The organism is Pigmentiphaga sp. CHJ604 (assembly GCF_036972535.1).
Classification (GTDB): domain Bacteria; phylum Pseudomonadota; class Gammaproteobacteria; order Burkholderiales; family Burkholderiaceae_B; genus Pigmentiphaga; species Pigmentiphaga daeguensis.
In genome coordinates this window covers 283840-302704 of sequence record NZ_CP136998.1, presented here as the reverse complement: position 1 = coordinate 302704, position 18865 = coordinate 283840, and the positions used below count along the sequence as shown (strand labels likewise).

19 protein-coding genes and 1 tRNA gene are annotated in these 18865 nt (G+C 68.8%); 6 read left to right on the top strand and 14 right to left on the bottom strand.

Going from position 1 to position 18865, the window contains the following annotated elements:
* Positions 1-60: 60 nt before the first annotated feature.
* From R4823_RS01515 to R4823_RS01460, 12 genes are all read right to left on the bottom strand, one after another.
* Entirely contained in the window at positions 61-858 is a 798-nt protein-coding gene (locus tag R4823_RS01515) for an SDR family oxidoreductase (RefSeq protein WP_132979743.1), read from the bottom strand.
* A 43-nt stretch (positions 859-901) separates the two neighbouring features.
* Entirely contained in the window at positions 902-1702 is an 801-nt protein-coding gene (locus R4823_RS01510; protein WP_132979742.1) for a CPBP family glutamic-type intramembrane protease, read from the bottom strand.
* On the bottom strand, positions 1695-2288 hold the full coding sequence (gene pth / locus R4823_RS01505; protein WP_087839086.1) for an aminoacyl-tRNA hydrolase: 594 nt from the start codon (positions 2286-2288) through the stop codon (positions 1695-1697). The genes R4823_RS01510 and pth overlap by 8 nt, the downstream gene beginning before the upstream one ends.
* An 82-nt stretch (positions 2289-2370) precedes the next feature.
* Positions 2371-3327, bottom strand: a complete 957-nt coding sequence (locus tag R4823_RS01500) for a LysR family transcriptional regulator (RefSeq protein WP_132979741.1) — start codon at positions 3325-3327, stop codon at positions 2371-2373.
* A 29-nt stretch (positions 3328-3356) separates the two neighbouring features.
* Entirely contained in the window at positions 3357-4364 is a 1008-nt protein-coding gene (locus tag R4823_RS01495; protein ID WP_132979740.1) for a tripartite tricarboxylate transporter substrate binding protein, read from the bottom strand.
* A gap of 29 nt (positions 4365-4393) precedes the next feature.
* The gene (locus R4823_RS01490; RefSeq protein WP_338617106.1) at positions 4394-5485 is read right to left on the bottom strand and encodes a TauD/TfdA family dioxygenase; all 1092 of its coding nucleotides are present in this window, start codon (positions 5483-5485) and stop codon (positions 4394-4396) included.
* A 217-nt stretch (positions 5486-5702) separates the two neighbouring features.
* Complete coding sequence (locus R4823_RS01485; protein WP_338617104.1) at positions 5703-6290, bottom strand: 50S ribosomal protein L25/general stress protein Ctc; 588 nt, start codon at positions 6288-6290, stop codon at positions 5703-5705.
* Positions 6291-6431: 141 nt separating this feature from the next.
* A complete protein-coding gene (locus tag R4823_RS01480) occupies positions 6432-7382 on the bottom strand; it encodes a ribose-phosphate pyrophosphokinase (protein WP_165404471.1) in 951 nt (316 codons plus the stop codon).
* Between the two features lie 118 nt (positions 7383-7500).
* Positions 7501-7577, bottom strand: a tRNA-Gln gene (locus R4823_RS01475).
* A gap of 89 nt (positions 7578-7666) precedes the next feature.
* A complete protein-coding gene (gene ispE, locus R4823_RS01470) occupies positions 7667-8572 on the bottom strand; it encodes a 4-(cytidine 5'-diphospho)-2-C-methyl-D-erythritol kinase (protein ID WP_087838782.1) in 906 nt (301 codons plus the stop codon).
* Between the two features lie 42 nt (positions 8573-8614).
* On the bottom strand, positions 8615-9193 hold the full coding sequence (locus R4823_RS01465; RefSeq protein WP_132979739.1) for an outer membrane lipoprotein LolB: 579 nt from the start codon (positions 9191-9193) through the stop codon (positions 8615-8617).
* Between the two features lie 5 nt (positions 9194-9198).
* A complete protein-coding gene (locus R4823_RS01460; RefSeq protein ID WP_165963148.1) occupies positions 9199-10989 on the bottom strand; it encodes a tetratricopeptide repeat protein in 1791 nt (596 codons plus the stop codon).
* A gap of 168 nt (positions 10990-11157) precedes the next feature.
* On the opposite strand from R4823_RS01460, the gene mutM reads away from it, so the two are divergent.
* Both mutM and mutY read left to right on the top strand, forming a co-directional pair.
* Positions 11158-11979, top strand: a complete 822-nt coding sequence (mutM, locus tag R4823_RS01455; RefSeq protein ID WP_087838784.1) for a bifunctional DNA-formamidopyrimidine glycosylase/DNA-(apurinic or apyrimidinic site) lyase — start codon at positions 11158-11160, stop codon at positions 11977-11979.
* A gap of 25 nt (positions 11980-12004) precedes the next feature.
* Positions 12005-13075, top strand: a complete 1071-nt coding sequence (gene mutY, locus R4823_RS01450; protein ID WP_338617101.1) for an A/G-specific adenine glycosylase — start codon at positions 12005-12007, stop codon at positions 13073-13075.
* Between the two features lie 16 nt (positions 13076-13091).
* Here mutY and R4823_RS01445 read toward each other — a convergent pair whose 3' ends face one another.
* Positions 13092-13847: a GntR family transcriptional regulator gene (locus R4823_RS01445; RefSeq protein WP_165963147.1), complete on the bottom strand. Its 756-nt coding sequence runs from the start codon at positions 13845-13847 to the stop codon at positions 13092-13094.
* Between the two features lie 94 nt (positions 13848-13941).
* Between R4823_RS01445 and leuC the strand changes: the two genes are divergently transcribed.
* From leuC to R4823_RS01430, 3 genes are read left to right on the top strand one after another with little or no spacing between them, the layout of a single operon-like run.
* Positions 13942-15372, top strand: a complete 1431-nt coding sequence (leuC, locus tag R4823_RS01440) for a 3-isopropylmalate dehydratase large subunit (protein ID WP_338617099.1) — start codon at positions 13942-13944, stop codon at positions 15370-15372.
* Positions 15369-16010 (top strand): 3-isopropylmalate dehydratase small subunit, encoded by a 642-nt coding sequence (leuD, locus tag R4823_RS01435; protein ID WP_087838787.1) that lies wholly within the window; start codon positions 15369-15371, stop codon positions 16008-16010. Before leuC ends, leuD begins: the two co-directional genes overlap by 4 nt.
* The gene (locus R4823_RS01430) at positions 16007-16999 is read left to right on the top strand and encodes a tripartite tricarboxylate transporter substrate binding protein (RefSeq protein ID WP_338617098.1); all 993 of its coding nucleotides are present in this window, start codon (positions 16007-16009) and stop codon (positions 16997-16999) included. Before leuD ends, R4823_RS01430 begins: the two co-directional genes overlap by 4 nt.
* Before the next feature lie 17 nt (positions 17000-17016).
* Here R4823_RS01430 and R4823_RS01425 read toward each other — a convergent pair whose 3' ends face one another.
* Positions 17017-17817, bottom strand: a complete 801-nt coding sequence (locus tag R4823_RS01425; protein ID WP_140416861.1) for an IclR family transcriptional regulator C-terminal domain-containing protein — start codon at positions 17815-17817, stop codon at positions 17017-17019.
* 158 nt (positions 17818-17975) lie between these two features.
* On the opposite strand from R4823_RS01425, the gene R4823_RS01420 reads away from it, so the two are divergent.
* Positions 17976-18854: an SMP-30/gluconolactonase/LRE family protein gene (locus R4823_RS01420; protein WP_132979734.1), complete on the top strand. Its 879-nt coding sequence runs from the start codon at positions 17976-17978 to the stop codon at positions 18852-18854.
* Positions 18855-18865 lie beyond the last annotated feature (11 nt).

Genomic DNA, 18865 nt, shown 5'->3' with positions numbered 1-18865 from the left:
GTTCCTATAGATTGATATCAGGAATTCATGAATGTGGCGTGTCCTGCCCGGCGGCCCGGCTCAGATGGAAGGCGAGGCGCAGCCGTCCATCGGAATGACGGCGCCGGTGACGTAGCTGGCCATGTCGGACGCCAGGAACAGCGCGACGTTGGCGATTTCCTCGGGCTGCGCGAGCCGGCCCAGGGGAATGCCCGCGACCTGCTCGGCCAGCACCTCGTCGCGCGGCCGGCCGCTGGCCTGCGCCGCCACGGCCAGCCCTTCCTCGACACGATGGGTCTGGGTCATGCCGGGATTGATCGCGTTCACGCGCACGCCGCGGCCTGCGTAGGCCTGCGCATAGCCCACCGTGGCGAGCATGAGCGCCGCGTTGGCGGCTCCGCCGCCGATGTGGAAGATGCCGGGAGATTTGCCGCCCTGGCCGACGATGTTGACGATGCTGCCCCGCCCCCTGCCCGCCATCAGCTTGGCCACGGGATCCTGGATGTGCATGTAGCTGAAGTACTTGGCGTCCATGGTCTGCCGGAACGCCTCGGGTCCCAGTTGCTCGGGCGCGTACCGGCGCGCCGCGCCCGCGGAATTCACCAGCACCGCGATGGGACCGCACTCGCGCTCGGCCCAGTCCACCGCCGCCTGCGCCGCCGCCGGATCCGACAGGTCAGCGGCATGGACCCGCATCTCCAGGCCCTCGGCCTGCAAGGCTCGCCGCGCGGCGTCCAGGTTCTCCTGGCTGCGCGACACGCCCGCCACCACCGCTCCCGCCCGGGCGAAGGCGCGCGCGCAGGCCAGGCCTATGCCCTTGCTGGCGCCGGTGATCAAGACGACGGAGCCGTCGAACGACAGCGTGGGAGCTTGCTTCATGGCCTGTCCTGTTGCGGGTTCGTGATCGTTGAAGAAAGGGTCATTATCCATCCAGCAGCCCGGGCGCATAGTTCTGCAGGGCCCACAGCAAGGCCATGGGCCCGGCGTTGAAGCAGGCATGCAGCGCGATGGACGCGCCTATGCCGAAGCGCACGCGCATCCAGCCCAGCACGAGGCCGCAGGCCCACTGCGGCAGGACCAGCAGCGGCAGCAGCAGCCAGCCTCCCGCGCCCAGCCGGAAGTTGGCCAGGTGCAGGAAGGCGAAGGCCAGCGTGGCCAGATGAAAGACGATCGGAAAGGCCCGGACATGGCGGCGCAGCCATTTCCAGGGCCAGCGGTGGTCGCGCCAGGCCAGCACGGCGGCGATCGCGCCGCAGGCCAACGCCACGCTGGCACCCGCGGCCAGGCTGGGGCGCATCAGCATGGCGCTGACCAGCACGGGCAGCAGCCATAGTGCCGGCGCGGGCCGCCTCAGCCCGTAGCGGAAGACCATTTCCTCGATCACCGGCGCCCAGACGACGACGTGGAACCAGGACAGATGCAGCGCATCCAGCCTGCGCTCGGCACCCGAGGCCGTCGCGACCGATGCCGCCAGGGGCCCCAGCACCAGCAGGTTGACGCCCCACAGCACCAGCACCCAGTGGAGCAGATGCGGACCGGTCAGGCCGCCCAGCCATTCCTGGGATCCGTAGTGCGACTCGGCGCCACGCCCCCCGCGCGGCATGCGCGGCCCCAGCCGCGGGCGCCTGACGAAATCGAGGAAATCCGCGAACTCCTCGCGAAAGGCCGGCCTGCCGCGCGCCGGCGCGGCAGCCGCCGCGCAAGTCAGGCGAGCCTCAGGCATTGCCGCTGTGCAACTGTTGTATGGCCTGCTCGAACTCGCCCTTGAGCACGGCGGGAATGATGGCGCGCGACCGGTCCAGGGTCTCGTCTATGCGAGACTGTTCCTCCTTGCGCGGCGGATGCAGCACGAAGTCCACCACCTGCTGCGCCAGCCCCAGCGAGCGCGGGTGTCCGATGCCCAGCCGCAGCCGCCAGAATGCCTGCGATCCCAGCGCCGCCTGGATGTCCTTCAGGCCGTTGTGCCCCGCATGGCTGCCGCCCTGCTTGAGCTTGGCCTGCCCCGGCAGCAGGTCGAGTTCGTCGTGCGCCACCAGGATCTGCTCGGGCGCCAGCTTGTAGAAACGCGCCAGCGCGCCCACCGCCTGTCCGGAACGGTTCATGTAGGTCATGGGCTTGACCAGCAGGATGGCCGCCCCTTCGAAGCGGGCCTTGGCCACGTGGCCGAAGAAGGGCTTCTCGTTCGTGAACGATACGCGCAGGTCGTCGGCGATCTGGTCCAGCAGCCAGAATCCCGCGTTGTGGCGGGTGCGTTCGTAGTCGGGGCCGGGATTGCCCAGCCCGGCGATGAGGCGTATGGGTTCGGACATGAAGGGATCGATGCGCAAGAAAAACGATGGACGGCCGCCGGGTGCGGCGACGCGGCGGCCGGGGCTCGAAAGGCCTGTTATCTTAGCCCGATCCCTGTCGGCGGGCGCCCGGATCCCCGTCCCGCCGGACGAATTCGCAGAAGCGCATCGCGGCCGCGCTGGCCCCGCCGTGGTGCACCGCCAGCACGACGGGATAGGTCACGGCTTCCCCCTGCCCCGACACCACCTCCACGTACACCACGCCGTCCATCGCGATGCGGCGGGTCGAATCGGGAATGAGAGCCACGCCCACGCCCAGGCGCACCAGCCCCAGCGTGGCCAGCAGGTGCGTTTCGGACTGGTGCACGTGGACGTGGGCCCCGGTCTGCTGCAGGGCGACGCTCACGGCCGCGTGATAGCCCGGGCTGGCCGCGTGCGGATAATGCGTGACGAGCTGTTCCCCCGCCAGGTCGGGAAGACCGACGCGGCCAAGGCCGGCAAAACGATGGGCCCGGTGCACCGCGAGGCAGAACCGCTCGCGGCCGAAGGGAAACGTCCGCAGCTGGGGATGGCTCGCACCTCCCGGCACGCAGACGCCCACGTCGATGCTGCCGCCTTCGACCGCGGAGATCACGTCCTGGCTGGACCCCGTGGTCAAGGACACGCGTATGCCGGCCTCCACCGCGCAGAACCGCTCCAGCCATTCCGGCAGCAGGTTGAGCATCGCGCTGTCTATGCTCTTGATCCGGAGGATCTCGCGCGCGCCCTCGGTGGCCGCCCTGGCCGCCGCGACGGACATTTCGGCCTGCCGCAACAGGTAGCGGGCTTCGCGCAGGAAGACCACGCCCGCCGGCGTGAGCGAGACCGACGAACGCGTACGCTGGAAGAGCGGCGTCCCCACGGTCTCCTCCAGCCGCCGGATGGCCGTGCTCAGGGGCGGCTGGGTCATGCAGAGACGGATGGCGGCACGCCGGAAATTGAGCTCCTCGGCCACCACGATGAATTGCCTGAGCTGCCTGAGATCCGCAAGCCCCGATGGAGGTCGTTCCGGCGTGTTCATCGAAGGCGGAGGTCCGGCTGCATGGCGGCTCAATTCAAGGTGATGCGGGTCTTGTCCAGGATTTCCGTCCAGTACTTGAGATCTTCGGCCATCATGGCCTCGAACTGCGTGGGCGAGACATCGCGCGTCTGGATGGCCCGCTTGGCCAGAGCTTGGCGGAACTCGTCGTTGCGCGCAACCCGCGCCCATGCCGCGCGGAGTTTTTCCTTGACCGGCGCGCTTACGCCCGAAGGCGCGAAGACGGCAAGCCAGCCGTCGTTGGCCATGCCCTCGATGCCCAGTTCCTTGAAGGTCGGCACGGACGGAAACGCGGCCGGCCGTTCGGAACCGGTGGACGCCAGCGCGCGGATCCGTCCGCTGTGGATGAGGTCTTCGGCGCCCGCCACGGTTTGCAGGGTGAGCTGCACGTCGCCCGCGAGCAAGGCCATGATGGCGGGGTTCTGGCCCTGGTACGGCGCATGCACCATGCTCAGGCCCTGCTGCAGGCGGAACTGCTCGGCCAGCACGTGCGAAGGCGCCCCCACGCCGCCGGATGCGTATGTGTAGGCGCCGGGCTTGGCCTTGATGCGTTCGACCAGCTCGCGCACATTGGCCACGTCCACGTGCTGCGGCGCGACCATGAGGACGAAGCCCTGGTCGCCCAGGTAGCCGATGGGCGCGAAGCTGCGCAGCGGATCGTATTCCACGTCGGGCCGCAGCCTGCTGTTGAGCAGGATACCGAACGAGCCCAGCGCGAGGGTGTAGCCGTCGGGCTTGGACTTGGCCAGCCGCACCATGCCGATCGTGCTGCCGGCGCCCGGCACGTTCCTCACCACCACGGGCTGGCCGAGTTCCTTGGCGAGATAGGTCGCGGCCAGGCGTCCCGCCACGTCCAGCAATCCTCCCGGCGCATACGGGACGATGAGTTCGAGATTGCGGCTGGGATACTCCTCCGCCGCTCCCGCCGGCATCGCGCCGAACAGGGCGGCCGCCAGCACCAGTGCGCGGGCGGCGAGTGCACGGGCACGCCCCATGCCGTTCCTGACGATGTTCTTCATGTTGGTCGCGCTCCCTTCCACGTATGCATTCAAGCCACGCTTGCGCGCAGCGATTCGAGATAGGCCTCGGGAAATTCCAGTTCGGGCTGCCGGCGCGCCAGCCAGAGCCGGTGGTCCTCGTCCGAGTGCATCACCTGGCGCTCGGCCAGCGGCGGCCACTCCGGCGCGCTGAGCCAGACCCGGAGCAGATGGCGGCGCTTCTCGATGGCGTCTTCGTCGACATAGTCGGTGCGGCCATGCACGATCACGCGATTGTTGAGGAACTGGATGTCGCCGTCCTGGAACTGCATGTCCAGGTAGAAATCCGGCGATTCGGCCATGGTCTCGAGGGTGGCGATCGCTTCCCTGTCGAGGTCGGTCAGGTGTCCGTGCCCCTCCTGCGCCGCGCGCCGGATGTAGCTGCCTAGAAAGTAGCAGGCCACCCGCTGCGGCCAGCCGTCGAGCCGGTCGAACACCGGAACCGGCGCCAGGCTCACCTTTCTGCCGTCGCCCAGCTGGGCGTCCTTGTCGCCGCGCCGGAAGTAGTAGCCGCCGTACAGGCTGGCCAGCAGGTCCGGCCGGCTCTCGGCCAGCGCATCGTGGATCGCCAGCGCGCTGCAGATCCGGCTCGCGCCGCCGTTCTTGGCGGTGCGCAGGCACATCAGGCCGATGATGTCGCAGGAATCGGTGTGCATGTTCATGTGGCCGCCGTCCTGGTAGGCGCGCGCCACTTCGCCGTAGCCTTCGAGGTTCAGCACGTGGCCCAGCAGCTCGCCCCGGTGGGACTGGGAGATCGGCACGCCCAGGTGCACCGAAAGGCCGAAATAGATCTGGGCCATTTCATCGGCGCTGTACTCGGTGCGCGGCAGGCCGCGCAGCATGGCGAATCCCTTGCCGCGATAGATCTGCTCGGCAACCGCCGCCAGCTTGCGCGCCACCCGGTCCAGCGGGAAGTCCTGGCGGCGCAAGGGCAGGGTCCGCCCCCCGCCTCGTGCATTCAGGGCCGCAAGCGCGCGGCCGATTTCGTCGATATCGGCCTCGTCCAGGTGGAACAGGCAGCTTTCGGTCCAATCGATCTGCGGACCGCGCCAGGAAGCGGGCGCGCCCGTAGGAGGCAGGAGGTGGCGAGTGGCAGTGGACATGGTCGTCGGACGGGGAAGAGTTGGAATCGCCCCGGGGCGTACTGGCCCCGGACGATTCAGTGTGCCCGATCGTCCCTGATATCTCTAATTCTTTTCAATGGCACTGCTGATACGTGCGATGTCTCAGCCCTCATCGCCTCCCATCAGGCTTCGCCCATGAAAAAACCCCGACCGTAACCGATCGGGGTTTCTTCAGACAGCAGCGCGTAGGGGGACCCTATTCAGCAGCGGTTTCCTCGGCGGCGGCACCACCGGGCTTGGCGATGGCGGTCGCGATGACCGTGTCGCTGGCAGCCGGGAACGTCACGCCCTTGGGCGCCTTGACGTCGGACAGGTGGATGGATGCGCCGGCGATGATGTTGCCCAGGTCCACTTCGATGAACTGGGGCAGGTCGTTCGGCAGGCAGGTCACTTCGATTTCGGTCAACACGTGGTTGATGATCGCGCCGCTGAGCTTGACGGCGGGCGACGACTCGGCGTTGACGAAGTGCAGCGGCACCTTGGTGTGCAGGGCCTGGCCGGCGGCGACGCGCTGGAAGTCCACGTGCAGCACTTGCTGCTTGTAGGGGTGCCATTGAACGGCGCGCAGCAGGACTTGCGAGCCCTTGCCGTCGAGCTGCATGCTCAGGATGGACGAGTGGAACTCTTCCTTGCGCAGGGCATGGTAGATCTCGTTGTGATCGAGTTCGATCGACAGGGGCGCTGCGTCGCCGCCATAGACGATGGCGGGTACACGGCCGGCGCGGCGCAGGCGGCGGCTCGCACTCGAACCCTGGACGCTACGCGAAGTGGCGTTGAATTGCATGGTTTTCTCCAAAATGCGGCGGGCGACATGCCCGCTCGCGGTGCACGGAACGCGACCATCGCATTCCATCCGGCAGCGCCGCGACCAGCGCTTCCGGCTCGCCCCGCCGCCCTGCGCGATGCAGGCCGGCGGGAGCAGAACTTATTCGACGAACAGCGAGCTGACCGAGTCGGCCCGCGAAATGCGCAGCATGGTTTCACCGATCAGGGCCGCGCACGACAACTGGCGGATGCGGCTGCAGTCCCGGACCTCGTCGCTGGCGGGGATGGTGTCGGTGACGACCAGCTCGTCCAGGTCGGATTCGGCGATGCGGCCCACCGCGCCGCCCGACAGCACGGCGTGCGTGCAATAGGCGTAGACGGCCAGCGCGCCGCGCTGCTTGAGGACCTGGGCGGCCTTGCACAGCGTGCCGGCGGTATCGACCATGTCGTCCATGATGATGCAGGTGCGGCCTTCGACGTCGCCGATGATGTTCATCACCTCGGACACGTTGGCGCGCGGACGGCGCTTGTCGATGATGGCCAGGTCGACCTCGAGGCGCTTGGCCAGCGCGCGGGCGCGGACCACGCCGCCCACGTCGGGCGAGACCACCATCAGGTTGGACAGGTTGCGTTTCCAGATGTCGCTGAGCAATATCGGCGCGGCGTAGATGTTGTCCACGGGGATGTCGAAGAACCCCTGGATCTGGTCCGCGTGCAGGTCCATGGTCAGGATGCGGTCCACGCCCACGACCTGCAGCATGTTCGCCACGACCTTGGCCGAGATCGCCACGCGCGCCGAACGCGGGCGGCGATCCTGCCGGGCGTAGCCGAAATACGGCATCGCGGCGGTGATGCGACCGGCGGAGGCCCGGCGCAGCGCATCGACCATGACCATGATTTCCATCAGGTTGTCGTTGGTCGGTGCACAGGTGGGCTGGAGGACGAAGACGTCTTTACCACGGACGTTCTCGTTGATTTCCACCATGACTTCGCCGTCGGAGAACCGACCGACGCTCATCTTGCCCAGTGGTATGCCGAGGTGACTCGCGACGTCCGCCGCCAGCTTGGGGTTGGCAGTCCCCGTGAAAATCATGAAGCTTTCTTGCGCCATGACGCATTGCCCGTGGCTGTGGCCCGGTGACCTGTAACCGAGGCCGATCGACAAAACAACAAAGCTGTTGATCCTGCGAAACGCTGACAGGCATCAACAGCTTTTAGGTCAAAGACTTTGGCTGGGGAGGAAGGACTCGAACCCTCGCATGCCGGAATCAAAATCCGGTGCCTTAACCAACTTGGCGACTCCCCAACTCGTTGCCCCCGCAGGAACTGCGTGAACATCGAAACTTGCTGCGCTGGCGTCCGGCTGCGGCGGATCGCCCTCGATTCGGTGGCCGCTTACGCGGCCCAGTCCAGTAGCGGATGCGCATCGAGTCCGGCACATGCCAGGTTCACTCTCAACGCCGGCAGCCCGCTGGGCTGGACTTGCATTGTAGCGGCGATTCTATCCACCGCGCCATCGGCCTGCGCCTTCGTGTCGCACTCGACAAATAGGCACGCGCCCGACCCGGACATCCTGACCCGCGCACCACCGAGTGCCTGGGCAAGCACCGCCGAAATCCGCCCCACTTCCGAAAAGCGGGCAAAAACGACGTTTTCCAGATCGTTCCTGTAGCTATTTCCGTAGGGATCAAATGTTCCCCGAGGAAAGTCCGCTATTTTGACGCGTGGCGTATCTCTTGTCAATTCGGGTGCGCGAAAAACGTCCGCGGTCGGCACACTGGCGTCCGGCTGCACCACCACGTACCAGCGCTGCGGCAGGTCGATGGCGGTCAGTTCCTCGCCCACGCCCTCGGCGAAGGCGTTGCGGCCGAACACGAACACGGGCACGTCCGCGCCCAGGGGCAGCGCGAGCCTCATCAGCTCATGCCGCGACAGGCCGGTGCCCCACAGGCGGTTCAGGGCCAGCAGCACCGTGGCCGCGTCGCTCGATCCGCCGCCCAGGCCGCCGCCGGCGGGAATCCGCTTCTCCAGGCCGATCTCGGCGCCCTGCCCGCAGCCGGTAGCCTGCCGCAGCGCGCGGGCGGCCCGCACGACCAGGTCGGCGTCCTCGGGCACGCCGGGCAGGTCGTAGGCGCGGACGATACGGCCATCGGGACGGGCGCGGAAATGCAGCGTGTCCTGCAGATCGATGAAACGGAAGGCCGTCTGCAGCAGGTGATAGCCGTCGGGCCGGCGCCCCACCACGTGCAGGAACAGATTGATCTTCGCGGGCGCGGGAACGTCGCGCAATTCGGCAGTCATGGGGGCCAGGGCCTGTTCACGCTGGAAAGGGCCTTGCGGACCCTAGGGATTGATGACCAGGCGCAGGTCCACGTCCTGCCCGCCCTCGTTGCGCGCCATCTGCAGCCGCGTGGGACCCAGCGCGTCGTACTGCCGGGCGGTCACGCGCCAGCCCGCCTGGTCGAACACCAGCGGACGGCCCTGCTCGTCGCGCTCGGCCACCTCGGCGGGCGGCCGCGCCGCCAGGCGGCCGCGCAGCCAATCGCGCAGGCCGGACACGGGGATGTCGCTGCCCAGCACGACCGCCACCAGTTCGTCGGGATCGGCGGCGCGCGTTTCCTTGCCGCTGGATTCCCGCAGCAGCGCTTCGCCCGGCACGGCCTCGACGCGCGCCAGGGTCGCGCCCAGCGGCGAGACGAGATCGAGCGCCAGGCGGCTGCCGTCGTCGCGCCAGGCGAAGCTGCCCTGCACCGCGTTCTGCTTGCCGCCGGCTTCCTCGATCCGCAGCGCGAACCGGCCGACCCGCGACAACGAGCGGCTCTCGTCCGCGCCCTGGGGCGCGGGGATGGGAACCGGCACGGCACAGGCCGCCAGGATCGCGGCCATTGCGCCCGCGGCGGCCGCGCGGGACAGGCGCCGCATGCCGGTCACAGCGTCACGTCGAGGCGCACCAGGGTGCCCCGCAATGCCGCGTTGGACGGATCCTTGGACTGGACCTCGCGCCACAGCCGGCGCGCGCGGTCCTGCTGGCCCGAGGCCCACAGGACCTCGCCCAGGTGCACGGCGATCTCGGCGTCGGGCCGGATCTCGTAGGCGCGCTCGAGGTAGGACAGCGCCTTGGCGTTGTCGCCCATGCGATAGTGCACCCAGCCCATGCTATCGATGATGAAGGGATCGTCGGGGGCCAGGTTCATGGCCCGCTCGATCAGCCGCTTGGCCTCGGGCAGCCTGACGTTGCGGTCGGCCAGCGAATAGCCCAGGGCGTTGTACGCATGGGCATGGTCGGGCTTGATGGCGATGATCCGGCGCAGCCGGCTTTCCATGTCGTCGATCCGGTTCTGCTGCTCGTACAGCATGGCCAGGTCGTACATCAGGTCAGGCGCGTCGGGATAGCGCTGGTTGGCCGCCTCGAGCACCTTGACCGCCTCGTCGCGGTCGCCGGCATTGCGCAGGATCTGCGCCTCGGTCAGGGCCACCTGGCTGCCCTCGCGCACGTCGCGCGGGTCGATCAGGCCCAGGATGCGGCGGGCCTCGTCCACGCGGCCCTGCTTGCCGCGCAGGACGGCCTGGCGCAGGCGCGCCGGCAGGGCGGCGTCGGGGTCGTCGACCTTGGCCAGCAGGTCGAAGGCGTCGTCGTAGCGTTGCTGGTCCTCGGCGATCTGCACGCGCAGGAACAGCGCGTTGTCCGCCTCGGGCAGCGGCGCGGCGCCCTTGGCCGTGCGCTGCTCGTGCACGTCCAGGTACTGCTTGAGATAGCCGTCGGCATCCGATGGGCGCTGCGACTGGTAGGCCAGCACGCCCTGCATGTAGAGGATCTCGAAGTCCTCGGGATTGGCGCGCGCCAGGGCCTGCAATTCGTCGCGCGCGCCGTCGTAGTCCTTCAGCGAGGCCAGCGCACGCGCCAGCAATACGCGCAGGTTGCGCGATTCCGCATGCGTGGCGATGAAGGCTCGCGCCCGCGCCACGGACTGGTCGGGCTCGGTTTCCACGCCCATCTGCAAGGCCAGCATGGCGGCCGCCTCGGAATCGGGCTGGGCGTCGAGCGCCGCGCGCGCCTCCTGCAGCGCGCGCGCCTTGTCGCCCGCCGTCGCGGCGACGCGCGACAGGGCCAGGTGCGCCTCGGGCAGGTTGCGCACGTCGGTCAGCGCCTCTTCCAGGATGGACAGCGCCTTGCGCTTGTCATCCAGGCGGGCGACGACGCGGCGGGCATCGACGATGGCCACGGACTTGTCGGGAGCGGCCGCGATGCGGGCCCGCAGCGCCGAGCCCATGCCTTCGACCCGTCCCGCCGCGGCAGCCAGCGACAGCGCGGTCTGCCGCGCCTCGACGTCGGCCGGGTCCAGTTCGGCCCAGGCCTGGGCGGCGTCGAGCGCGCGCACCAGGTCGCCGCCGGCCAGCGCGAACTCGACCGCGCGGCGCGCCAGGCGTGGATCGCGTGTTTTCTCGGCCAGGTCCAGCGTCGTGCTGGTGGCGGGCCCGAAGGCGCCGCGCTGGGCGGCCACTTCCGAGGCGAGCACCTGGAACAGGATCTCGGCCGTCAGGTCGACGTTGGGGAGTGCCCTGGGCCCGATGGCGCGCCCCATGGGGGACAGGCTGAGGCCCGGAACCAGCAACTCGTCGGATGCCGGGCGCGCGTCCTGGGCGGACACGGCCGATACGGCCGTCGCCAGCCCGACCCCTGCGGCCGCCAGCTTCAAACGATGAGCGTTAAACAACATGGCACAATTCCTTGGCGTATCGCCGACGCCGTCCATATTCGTTGATGTTAGCACTGCGCTTACCACCCAACGGCCGGTGGCGGCGGGGCCCGATATGCTGGACCCCATGCCTTACTCATCGGACTGCCGGCCGCGCCAACAGTTCATCGCGCGCAAGCAGCAAACGCCATGCCCGAACTTCCCGAAGTAGAAACCACCCGCCGGGGCATCGCGCCCACGGTGGAAGGACGCGAACTGCGCCGCCTGATCGTGCGCGAGCCCCGGCTGCGATGGCCCGTACCCGCCGGTCTCGCCGCCCTGGTCGAGGGGCGCCGCGTCCTGGCCACGGGCCGGCGCGGCAAATACCTTTTGATGCAATTCGAGCATGGCTGGCTGATCGTCCACCTGGGCATGTCCGGCTCGCTGCGCCACGTGCATCCGGACGAGGAGCCGCGCAAGCACGACCACGTCGACTGGGTCTTCGACCAGGCGGTCCTGCGCCTGCACGATCCCCGGCGCTTCGGCGCGGTGCTGTGGCACGACGCGGCGGCCGGGCCGGTGGAAAGCCATCCCCTGCTGGCCAGCCTGGGCATCGAGCCCTTCGATGACCGCTTCGACGGCGGCTGGCTGTTCCGCCATACCCGCCGCCGCAGCGCGCCCATCAAGCAGGCGCTGCTGATGGGCGACATCGTCGTCGGGGTGGGCAACATCTACGCGTCGGAAAGCCTGTTCCGCGCCGGTATCCATCCGCGCACCGCCGCCGGGCGCATCTCGGCCGCCCGCTACGAGAAACTGGCCGCCGCGGTGCGCGCCACGCTGGACGACGCCATCCGCGCCGGCGGCAGCTCGCTGCGCGACTACGTGGGCGCGGGCGGCGAATCGGGCTATTTCCAGATCGACGCGCGGGTCTACGACCGGGCGGGCCAGCCCTGCCGGGTGTGCGAGACGCCGATCCGCAGGCTGGTGCAAGGACAACGAGCAACCTATTACTGCCCAAAATGCCAGCGGTAGCGGGCTTCCCTATGGAACACATGACATGATTGCTTTTTCCCGGCGCGTGGCGCAGTGGCAGCGCGAGAACGGGCGGCATACGCTGCCCTGGCAGAACACGCAGGACCCCTATCGCATCTGGCTGTCGGAGATCATGCTGCAGCAGACCCAGGTCGCGACGGTGATCCCGTACTACGAACGCTTCCTGGCGAAGTTCCCCACGGTGGCCGACCTGGCCGCCGCCGACGAAGGCGAGGTCATGGCCTTGTGGGCGGGGCTGGGCTATTACACGCGGGCGCGGAACCTGCACGCCTGTGCGCGGCAGGTGGTATCGGACTGGGGCGGGCGCTTCCCTCCCACGGCGGCGGACATCGAGACGCTGCCCGGCATCGGCCGCTCGACGGCGGCGGCGATCGCGGCGTTCGCCTATGGCGAGCGCAGCCCTATCCTGGACGGCAACGTCAAGCGCGTCTTCGCGCGCCACTTCGGCATCGAGGGCGATCCCACCAAGCGTGCGGTGGAACAGCGCATGTGGGCCATCGCCCATGCCGAGGTGCCGGCCGACGGCCCCGACGCGGCCGATGAAATGCGGCGCTATACGCAGGGGCTGATGGACCTGGGCGCCACGCTGTGCACGCGCGGCGACCCGGACTGTGGTCGCTGCCCCGTGCGCGAGTCCTGTGTCGCGCTGCGCGAGGCCAGGCAGCACGAACTGCCCACGCCGCGCGAGCGCAAGACCGTGCCCGAGCGGCATACCGGCATGCTGGTGATAGAGAAAGCGGGCGAGATCCTGTTGCAGCGCCGGCCCTCGCCCGGCATCTGGGGCGGCCTGTGGAGCCTGCCGGAATTCGCCGACGGGGATCCCGCGCAAGCTTGCCGCGTCCTGGGCGTGGCGCCGGCCGAGACCATACGGCTGCCGGTGTTCTCGCACACCTTCACCCACTTCAAGCTGCACATCGAGCCCTGGCACGTACAGGCGGGCTCGCTGGACCTGCGCGAAGGAGACCATCCGCAAGTCTGGCTGCCGTCCGCGGAACTGGCCGACGCGGCGCTGCCCGCGCCGGTGAAGAAACTGCTGGGCGGACTGTTCGGCCACAACGACCTGTTCCGGGCCTGAGGTCCGGGAACAGATCCTAGCTGCGCATCGTCACGCGCATCTGATAACGGTCGGACGGGCCGAGGACATGCTGGTATTCGATGGCCCGGCCATGCTGGTCGAACGCCACGCGCCGCACGTCCACCAGCGCCGATCCGATGGGCACCTGCAGGTCGCGCGCCAGGACCGGATCGGCCAGCGCCGCCCCCGCGGCCGCCTCTATCCTGAAGTAGGGGAAACCGGCCCGCGCCATCAACTCGCTCAATGCATGCCGGGAGAAATCCTCGGGCTGGAGGCGTGCCGCGATGTCCGCCGGCAGCCAGGCCGTGCTGTGCAGGATGGGCAGGCTGCCCCGCGTGCGCAGGCGCACGAGCTTCATCACGCGTTCTCCGGGCGGCAGCATCAAGCCGGTCAGCACCTGGAGCGGCGCCTCCACCTCCTCGAAGGACAGCAGCCGGGGAGTGCTGAGCGCGCGACTTTCCGCGACCTGCGCCATGAAGCCCGACAGCGGCGTCTGCAAGGACACCACCGCCGCCGACTCGGCCACGAAGGTGCCGTCCCCCTGGCGCCGCTCGATCAGCCCCTGCTCCTCCAGTCCCTGCATCGCCCTGCGCACCGTGATGCGCGAGACGGAAAAGAGCCTGCACAGCGCGTCCTCGGTCGGCAGCCGCTCGCCAGGCTGGTAGCGGCCGTTCGCGATGCCGTCCTTGATGACGGCGGAGATCTGGTGATGAAGGGGCGTTCCTAGGCTTCGGCTGAGTTTCTGCATGAGATGGGCGGGCCACGAGGTCATGCCGTGGGAGCACCATTTTGGCATGTCCATCACATGCGTCCCGCTTTGCATGAAATTTGTTATGTTGTCATAATGATTATACGATTTCATCCCAATGGCGAGGAAAAGAGAAGTGCCGACTCCACGTACGCTCTTCGACAAGATCTGGGACGATCACGTGGTCGCCGATCTGGGTGACGGTTTCGCGCTGCTGCATGTCGATCGCCACCTGATCACGGACGCGGGCAGCAAGGCCCTGGTGGACATGCGCCAGCGCGGCCTGGAAATGCGGAATCCGGAACTGGCCTTCGCCTCTCCCGACCATTCCGTCTCTACCCTGCCGGGACGCGCCAGTCCCACCCCACAGGGCGTCCGGCTGCTGGGCGACCTGCGCCGCGAAGCGCAAGCGCGCGGCATCCGGGTGTTCGACGTGGGCAGCGGCTCGCAGGGTATCGTCCACGTCATGGGCCCCGAACAGGGCTTGACGCTGCCGGGAGCCCTGGTGGTGTGCGCCGACAGCCATACCTGCACCCATGGCGGGCTGGGCGCGCTGGGCTTCGGCATCGGCGCCAGCGAATTCGTGCACATCGCCGTCACCCAGACCCTGGTCCAGGCCAAGCCGAGGAACATGCGGATACGCTTCGTCGGCAGGCTTGCGCAGGGCGTCTCGGCCAAGGACATGATCCTGCACGCCGCCGGCGTCGTCGGCACGGCGGGCGGGACGGGCCATGCCATCGAATACGCGGGCGATGCCGTGACCGCGCTGGACGTGGAAGCCCGCCTGACGCTGTGCAATCTCTCGGTCGAACTGGGCGCGAAGATAGGCATGGTCGCCCCCGACGAAAAGACCTACGCCTATCTGTGCGGCAGGCCCTACGCGCCCGCCGGGCAAGACTGGGACGCGGCCGCCGCCTACTGGCGCACGCTGCGCTCCGATGCCGACGCGCGCTTCGACCGCGAGGTGCTGATCGACATGGCCGGCATCGCGCCCCAGGTCACCTGGGGCACCAGCCCCGAGCAGGTGGTGGCCATCGACGGCATCGTGCCCGATCCCGCCGGCATCGACGACCCCCAGCGCCGGCTATCGGTACAGGCCGCGCTCGACTACATGGGACTGAACCCGGGCCAGCGGATCGCCGGCACGCCCGTCGACCGGGTCTTCATCGGCTCCTGCACCAACGCCCGCCTGTCGGACCTGCGCAGCGCCGCCGCCGTCGTCCGGGGCCGCAAGGTGGCCGCGCGCGTCCAGGCCTGGGTCGTGCCCGGATCCGAACACATCAAGCAGGCCGCCGAGGCCGAGGGCCTGGACGGGATATTCCTCGCCGCCGGCTTCCAATGGCGCGACCCCGGCTGTTCCATGTGCCTGGCCGCCAACGGCGACCTGGCGGCGCGCGGCGAGCGCGTCGTCTCGACATCGAACCGCAACTTCGTGGGCCGCCAGGGCCCGGGCGCGCGCACCCACCTGACCAGCCCGGCCATGGCCGCGGCGGCGGCCGTCGCCGGAGCGATCTGCGATGTCCGCGACTTCAAGGCAACCCCGGCATGACGCCCTTCACCCGCCTGGAATCCGTGGCCGCCCCGCTGCTGCGCGACAACATCGACACCGACCTGATCATCCGGGTCGAACCCCTGTTCAACGGCGTCCCGCGCGGCGAGCTGGGACCCTATTGCTTCGAGTCCCTGCGCTATCGCCCGGACGGCACGGAAGATCCCGATTTCGTCTTCAACCAGCTGGCCACCCGGCAGGCGCGCATCCTGCTGGCCGGCGCCAACTTCGGCTGCGGCAGTTCGCGCGAAGGCGCGGTCTGGGCGCTGCTGGCGCTGGGCGTGCGCTGCGTCATCGCGCCCAGCTTCGGCGACATCTTCTATGGCAACTGCTTCCAGAACGGCCTGCTTCCCGTGCGTCTGCCACGCGCCGACGTCGAGTCGCTGGCGGCGCAGGCGCGCAGCCACCCCGGCGTCCCCATGACCGTGGACCTGCGGCAATGCTTCGTGGCCGGCGCCGACGGCGCGCGCATCGGTTTCGACATCCAGGCCCTGCGCCGCGAGGCCCTGCTCGAAGGGCTCGATCCGATCGCGCAGACCTTGAAGCGCAAACACCTCATCGACGACTTCCAGCGGCACGACGCGTTGCGCCGGCCATGGATACATCACCTTCCCTCCACGCCCAAGGAATCGACATGACGACCCCGTCCTGCTCGCCGGACATCCGTCGCCGCCAGTGGCTGGCCGCGACGGCCACCCTGGCGCTGTCGCCCGCGCTGCGCGCGCAGGCCACCTATCCCCAAAAGCCCGTCAGGATGATCGTGCCCATGCCGCCGGGCGGCGCCACCGACGGCATGGCGCGGCTGATCGCGATGAAGCTGGGCGAACGCTGGGGCCAGAGCGTCGTGGTGGAGAACCGCGCCGGCGCGGGCGCCATCATCGGCACCCAGGCCATCGCGCGTGCCGCTCCCGACGGCTATACGTTCGGACTGGTCATCAGCTCGCACACCATCAATCCCGCGCTGCGCAGCACGCTGCCCTACGACACGCTGAAGGACTTCACGCCGCTCACGCAGCTGGGATCGGCGGTGATCGCGCTCGTGGCCCATCCATCGCTGCCCGCCAGCGACGTGCCGGGACTGATCAAGCTCGTGCGCGCCGAACCGGGGCGCCTGGAATACGCTTCGCTGGGCATAGGCACGGCCACCCACGTCGCCGGGGAACTGCTGAAGGTGAAGGCCGGCCTGGACATGCCCCACGTGCCCTACAACGGCAGCGCGCCGGCCTACAACGACCTGCTGCCGGGGCGGGTCAAGCTGGGCTTTGTCATCCTGGAGTCGGCGCTGCCCCACATCCAGTCGGGCAGGCTGAAACTGCTGGCCATCGCCAACGGCCAGCGCAGCTCCGCGCACCCGGACTTCCCGACCATAGGGGAAAGCGTGCCGGGCTACGCGTACGAAAGCATCTTCGGTTTCGTGGCGCCGGCCGGCCTGTCCGCCGACGTCGCGCAGAAACTGTCCGCCGACCTGATCGCGACCATCAAGCGGCCGGACGTCGTGCAGCAGATGAATGCCTGGGGCACCGACGTGGTGGCATCCACGCCGGCGCAGTTCGACGCCTTCATCCGCCAGGAAATCGACAGCACCCGCAGCGTGGCCAAGAGCGCCGGGATCAAGCTGACGGGCTGAGGGGCAGGAGGCGGCGCCTAGGCGCCGTGCCCCGCCTGGACGAACTCCCGGGCGATCAGCGCGGCCGCCTCGGACAAACGGCCCAGGCAGGCCCGCTCCATCTCGGGCGTGAGCAGTTCGGCGGGGAACGCGCGCGCCAGGCTGCCTATCACCTTCCTTTCCCCCGGCAGGAAGATCGGCACCGCCACGCCGGCCAGGTTGGGCGTGATCTGGCTGCGGCTGGTGGCGTAGCCGCTGCGCCGGATCGCGGCCAGGGCCCCGCGGAATTCCTCCCAGCTGCGCCCCAGGCCCGCCTGAGCGATCTCGTCGGCGCTGCGCAGATAGGCCTGCCGGATGCGATGCGGCGTGAAGAACGCCAGCATCGCCAGCGAGGCCGCGCCCCGGAACAACGGGAACGGCGTACCCCGCGAGCGCCGCACGGCGATGGTCTCGCCACGGTATTCGAGTGTATCGGGCCCTTCCTTGTAGATGCACAACACCTTGTCGCGATACAGGTTGTGCAGCAGCAGCACGCTGCCCGGCTCGCGCACGGCCGGCAGCACCTTGCGGCCCGCCAGGTACAGCGGATCGGTCAGCACCAGCATGCGTTCGAGTTCGATGATGCGGGGCCCCAGCGCATACATGCCGCCCGAGGACGGCGCCAGCACGCCGGCGTCGCACAGTTCCTTCACGTACCGGTAGGCCGTGGAGCGGGTATGGCCCAGCCTCGACATGACGTCCTCGACGCGCAGCAGCGGATGCTCGACGGACAGCAGTTCCAGCACTTCGAAAGCGCGGGCGAGCGTGGAAGCCGGGCGGGCGTTATCGGATGCGTTCACGGAGCGCTTGGGGCGGAATGGTGACGCGGATTATACCGGTCATGGCAACACCAACTTATTAATCCTAAATAATGGGATGTTTGACGAATCCTGAATTACGGAATAACCTGAAAAAAACGCTCCGCATCGCGGGGCCCACAAGACCGAAGGAGACAACGGTGGCCGGCAAGATCGAATGCGTCGTCCAAGGGGCCGACATCCTGGGCGAAGTCCCGCTCTGGTGCGACCGCAGCCAGCGCCTGTGGTGGGTGGACGTGCGGCGGCCCGCCCTGCAATCGTACGAACCCGCCACCGGCCGGCATCGCGCGCAACGGCTGGCGCCCGAACTGCTGGTGGGCAGCATCGCGCTGCGCGAGGCGGGCGGCTTCCTGCTGGCCACCAACCACGGCCTGTACCTGTACGACCCCGATACCGGCGAACCTCCCCAGCCCCTGCTGAACCCGGAACCCGACCTGCCCGACAACCGCCTGAACGACGGCAAGTGCGACCGCCGCGGCCGCTTCTGGGTGGGCAGCATGCCCGATACCCGCCGCACGCCGGAAGGCAGGCTCTACCGCTTCGACCCCGATCACCGCTGCCACGCCATGCTGGACGACGTCGTGCTGCCCAACTCCATCGCCTGGAGTCCCGACGACCGCACGATGTACTTCGCCGACACGCACCGGCAGGTCATCTGGGCCTTCGACTACGACCTGGACGACGGCGTCATCTCCAATCGCCGCGTCTTCAAGGACTGGACCCACCAGGCAGGGCGCCCCGACGGATCGACGGTGGACGTGGACGGCTGCCTGTGGAACGCGATGGTGGCCACCGGGCAGCTGGTGCGGCTCACGCCCGAAGGCAAGGTGGACCGGGTCATCCAGATGCCGGTCACCAATCCGACCTGCCCCGCCTTCGGCGGCGACCGGCTCGACACCTTGTACGTCACCAGCCATTCGCAACGCATTCCCGAGCTGGCCAGGGAACCGCTCGCCGGCGGACTGTTCGCGCTCGACGTGGGCGTGGGCGGCCTGCCCGAACCACGCTTCCGGGGCTGAACGCGGCACCC

What these genes read in the sequence shown, in the direction of transcription:
- R4823_RS01515 (WP_132979743.1), bottom strand. Translation starts at nt 858, where the DNA reads ATGAAGCAAGCTCCCACGCTGTCGTTCGACGGCTCCGTCGTCTTGATC.
- R4823_RS01510 (WP_132979742.1), bottom strand. Translation starts at nt 1,702, where the DNA reads ATGCCTGAGGCTCGCCTGACTTGCGCGGCGGCTGCCGCGCCGGCGCGC.
- pth (WP_087839086.1), bottom strand. Translation starts at nt 2,288, where the DNA reads ATGTCCGAACCCATACGCCTCATCGCCGGGCTGGGCAATCCCGGCCCC.
- R4823_RS01500 (WP_132979741.1), bottom strand. Translation starts at nt 3,327, where the DNA reads ATGAACACGCCGGAACGACCTCCATCGGGGCTTGCGGATCTCAGGCAG.
- R4823_RS01495 (WP_132979740.1), bottom strand. Translation starts at nt 4,364, where the DNA reads ATGAAGAACATCGTCAGGAACGGCATGGGGCGTGCCCGTGCACTCGCC.
- R4823_RS01490 (WP_338617106.1), bottom strand. Translation starts at nt 5,485, where the DNA reads ATGTCCACTGCCACTCGCCACCTCCTGCCTCCTACGGGCGCGCCCGCT.
- R4823_RS01485 (WP_338617104.1), bottom strand. Translation starts at nt 6,290, where the DNA reads ATGCAATTCAACGCCACTTCGCGTAGCGTCCAGGGTTCGAGTGCGAGC.
- R4823_RS01480 (WP_165404471.1), bottom strand. Translation starts at nt 7,382, where the DNA reads ATGGCGCAAGAAAGCTTCATGATTTTCACGGGGACTGCCAACCCCAAG.
- ispE (WP_087838782.1), bottom strand. Translation starts at nt 8,572, where the DNA reads ATGACTGCCGAATTGCGCGACGTTCCCGCGCCCGCGAAGATCAATCTG.
- R4823_RS01465 (WP_132979739.1), bottom strand. Translation starts at nt 9,193, where the DNA reads ATGCGGCGCCTGTCCCGCGCGGCCGCCGCGGGCGCAATGGCCGCGATC.
- R4823_RS01460 (WP_165963148.1), bottom strand. Translation starts at nt 10,989, where the DNA reads ATGTTGTTTAACGCTCATCGTTTGAAGCTGGCGGCCGCAGGGGTCGGG.
- mutM (WP_087838784.1), top strand. Translation starts at nt 11,158, where the DNA reads ATGCCCGAACTTCCCGAAGTAGAAACCACCCGCCGGGGCATCGCGCCC.
- mutY (WP_338617101.1), top strand. Translation starts at nt 12,005, where the DNA reads ATGATTGCTTTTTCCCGGCGCGTGGCGCAGTGGCAGCGCGAGAACGGG.
- R4823_RS01445 (WP_165963147.1), bottom strand. Translation starts at nt 13,847, where the DNA reads ATGACCTCGTGGCCCGCCCATCTCATGCAGAAACTCAGCCGAAGCCTA.
- leuC (WP_338617099.1), top strand. Translation starts at nt 13,942, where the DNA reads ATGGCGAGGAAAAGAGAAGTGCCGACTCCACGTACGCTCTTCGACAAG.
- leuD (WP_087838787.1), top strand. Translation starts at nt 15,369, where the DNA reads ATGACGCCCTTCACCCGCCTGGAATCCGTGGCCGCCCCGCTGCTGCGC.
- R4823_RS01430 (WP_338617098.1), top strand. Translation starts at nt 16,007, where the DNA reads ATGACGACCCCGTCCTGCTCGCCGGACATCCGTCGCCGCCAGTGGCTG.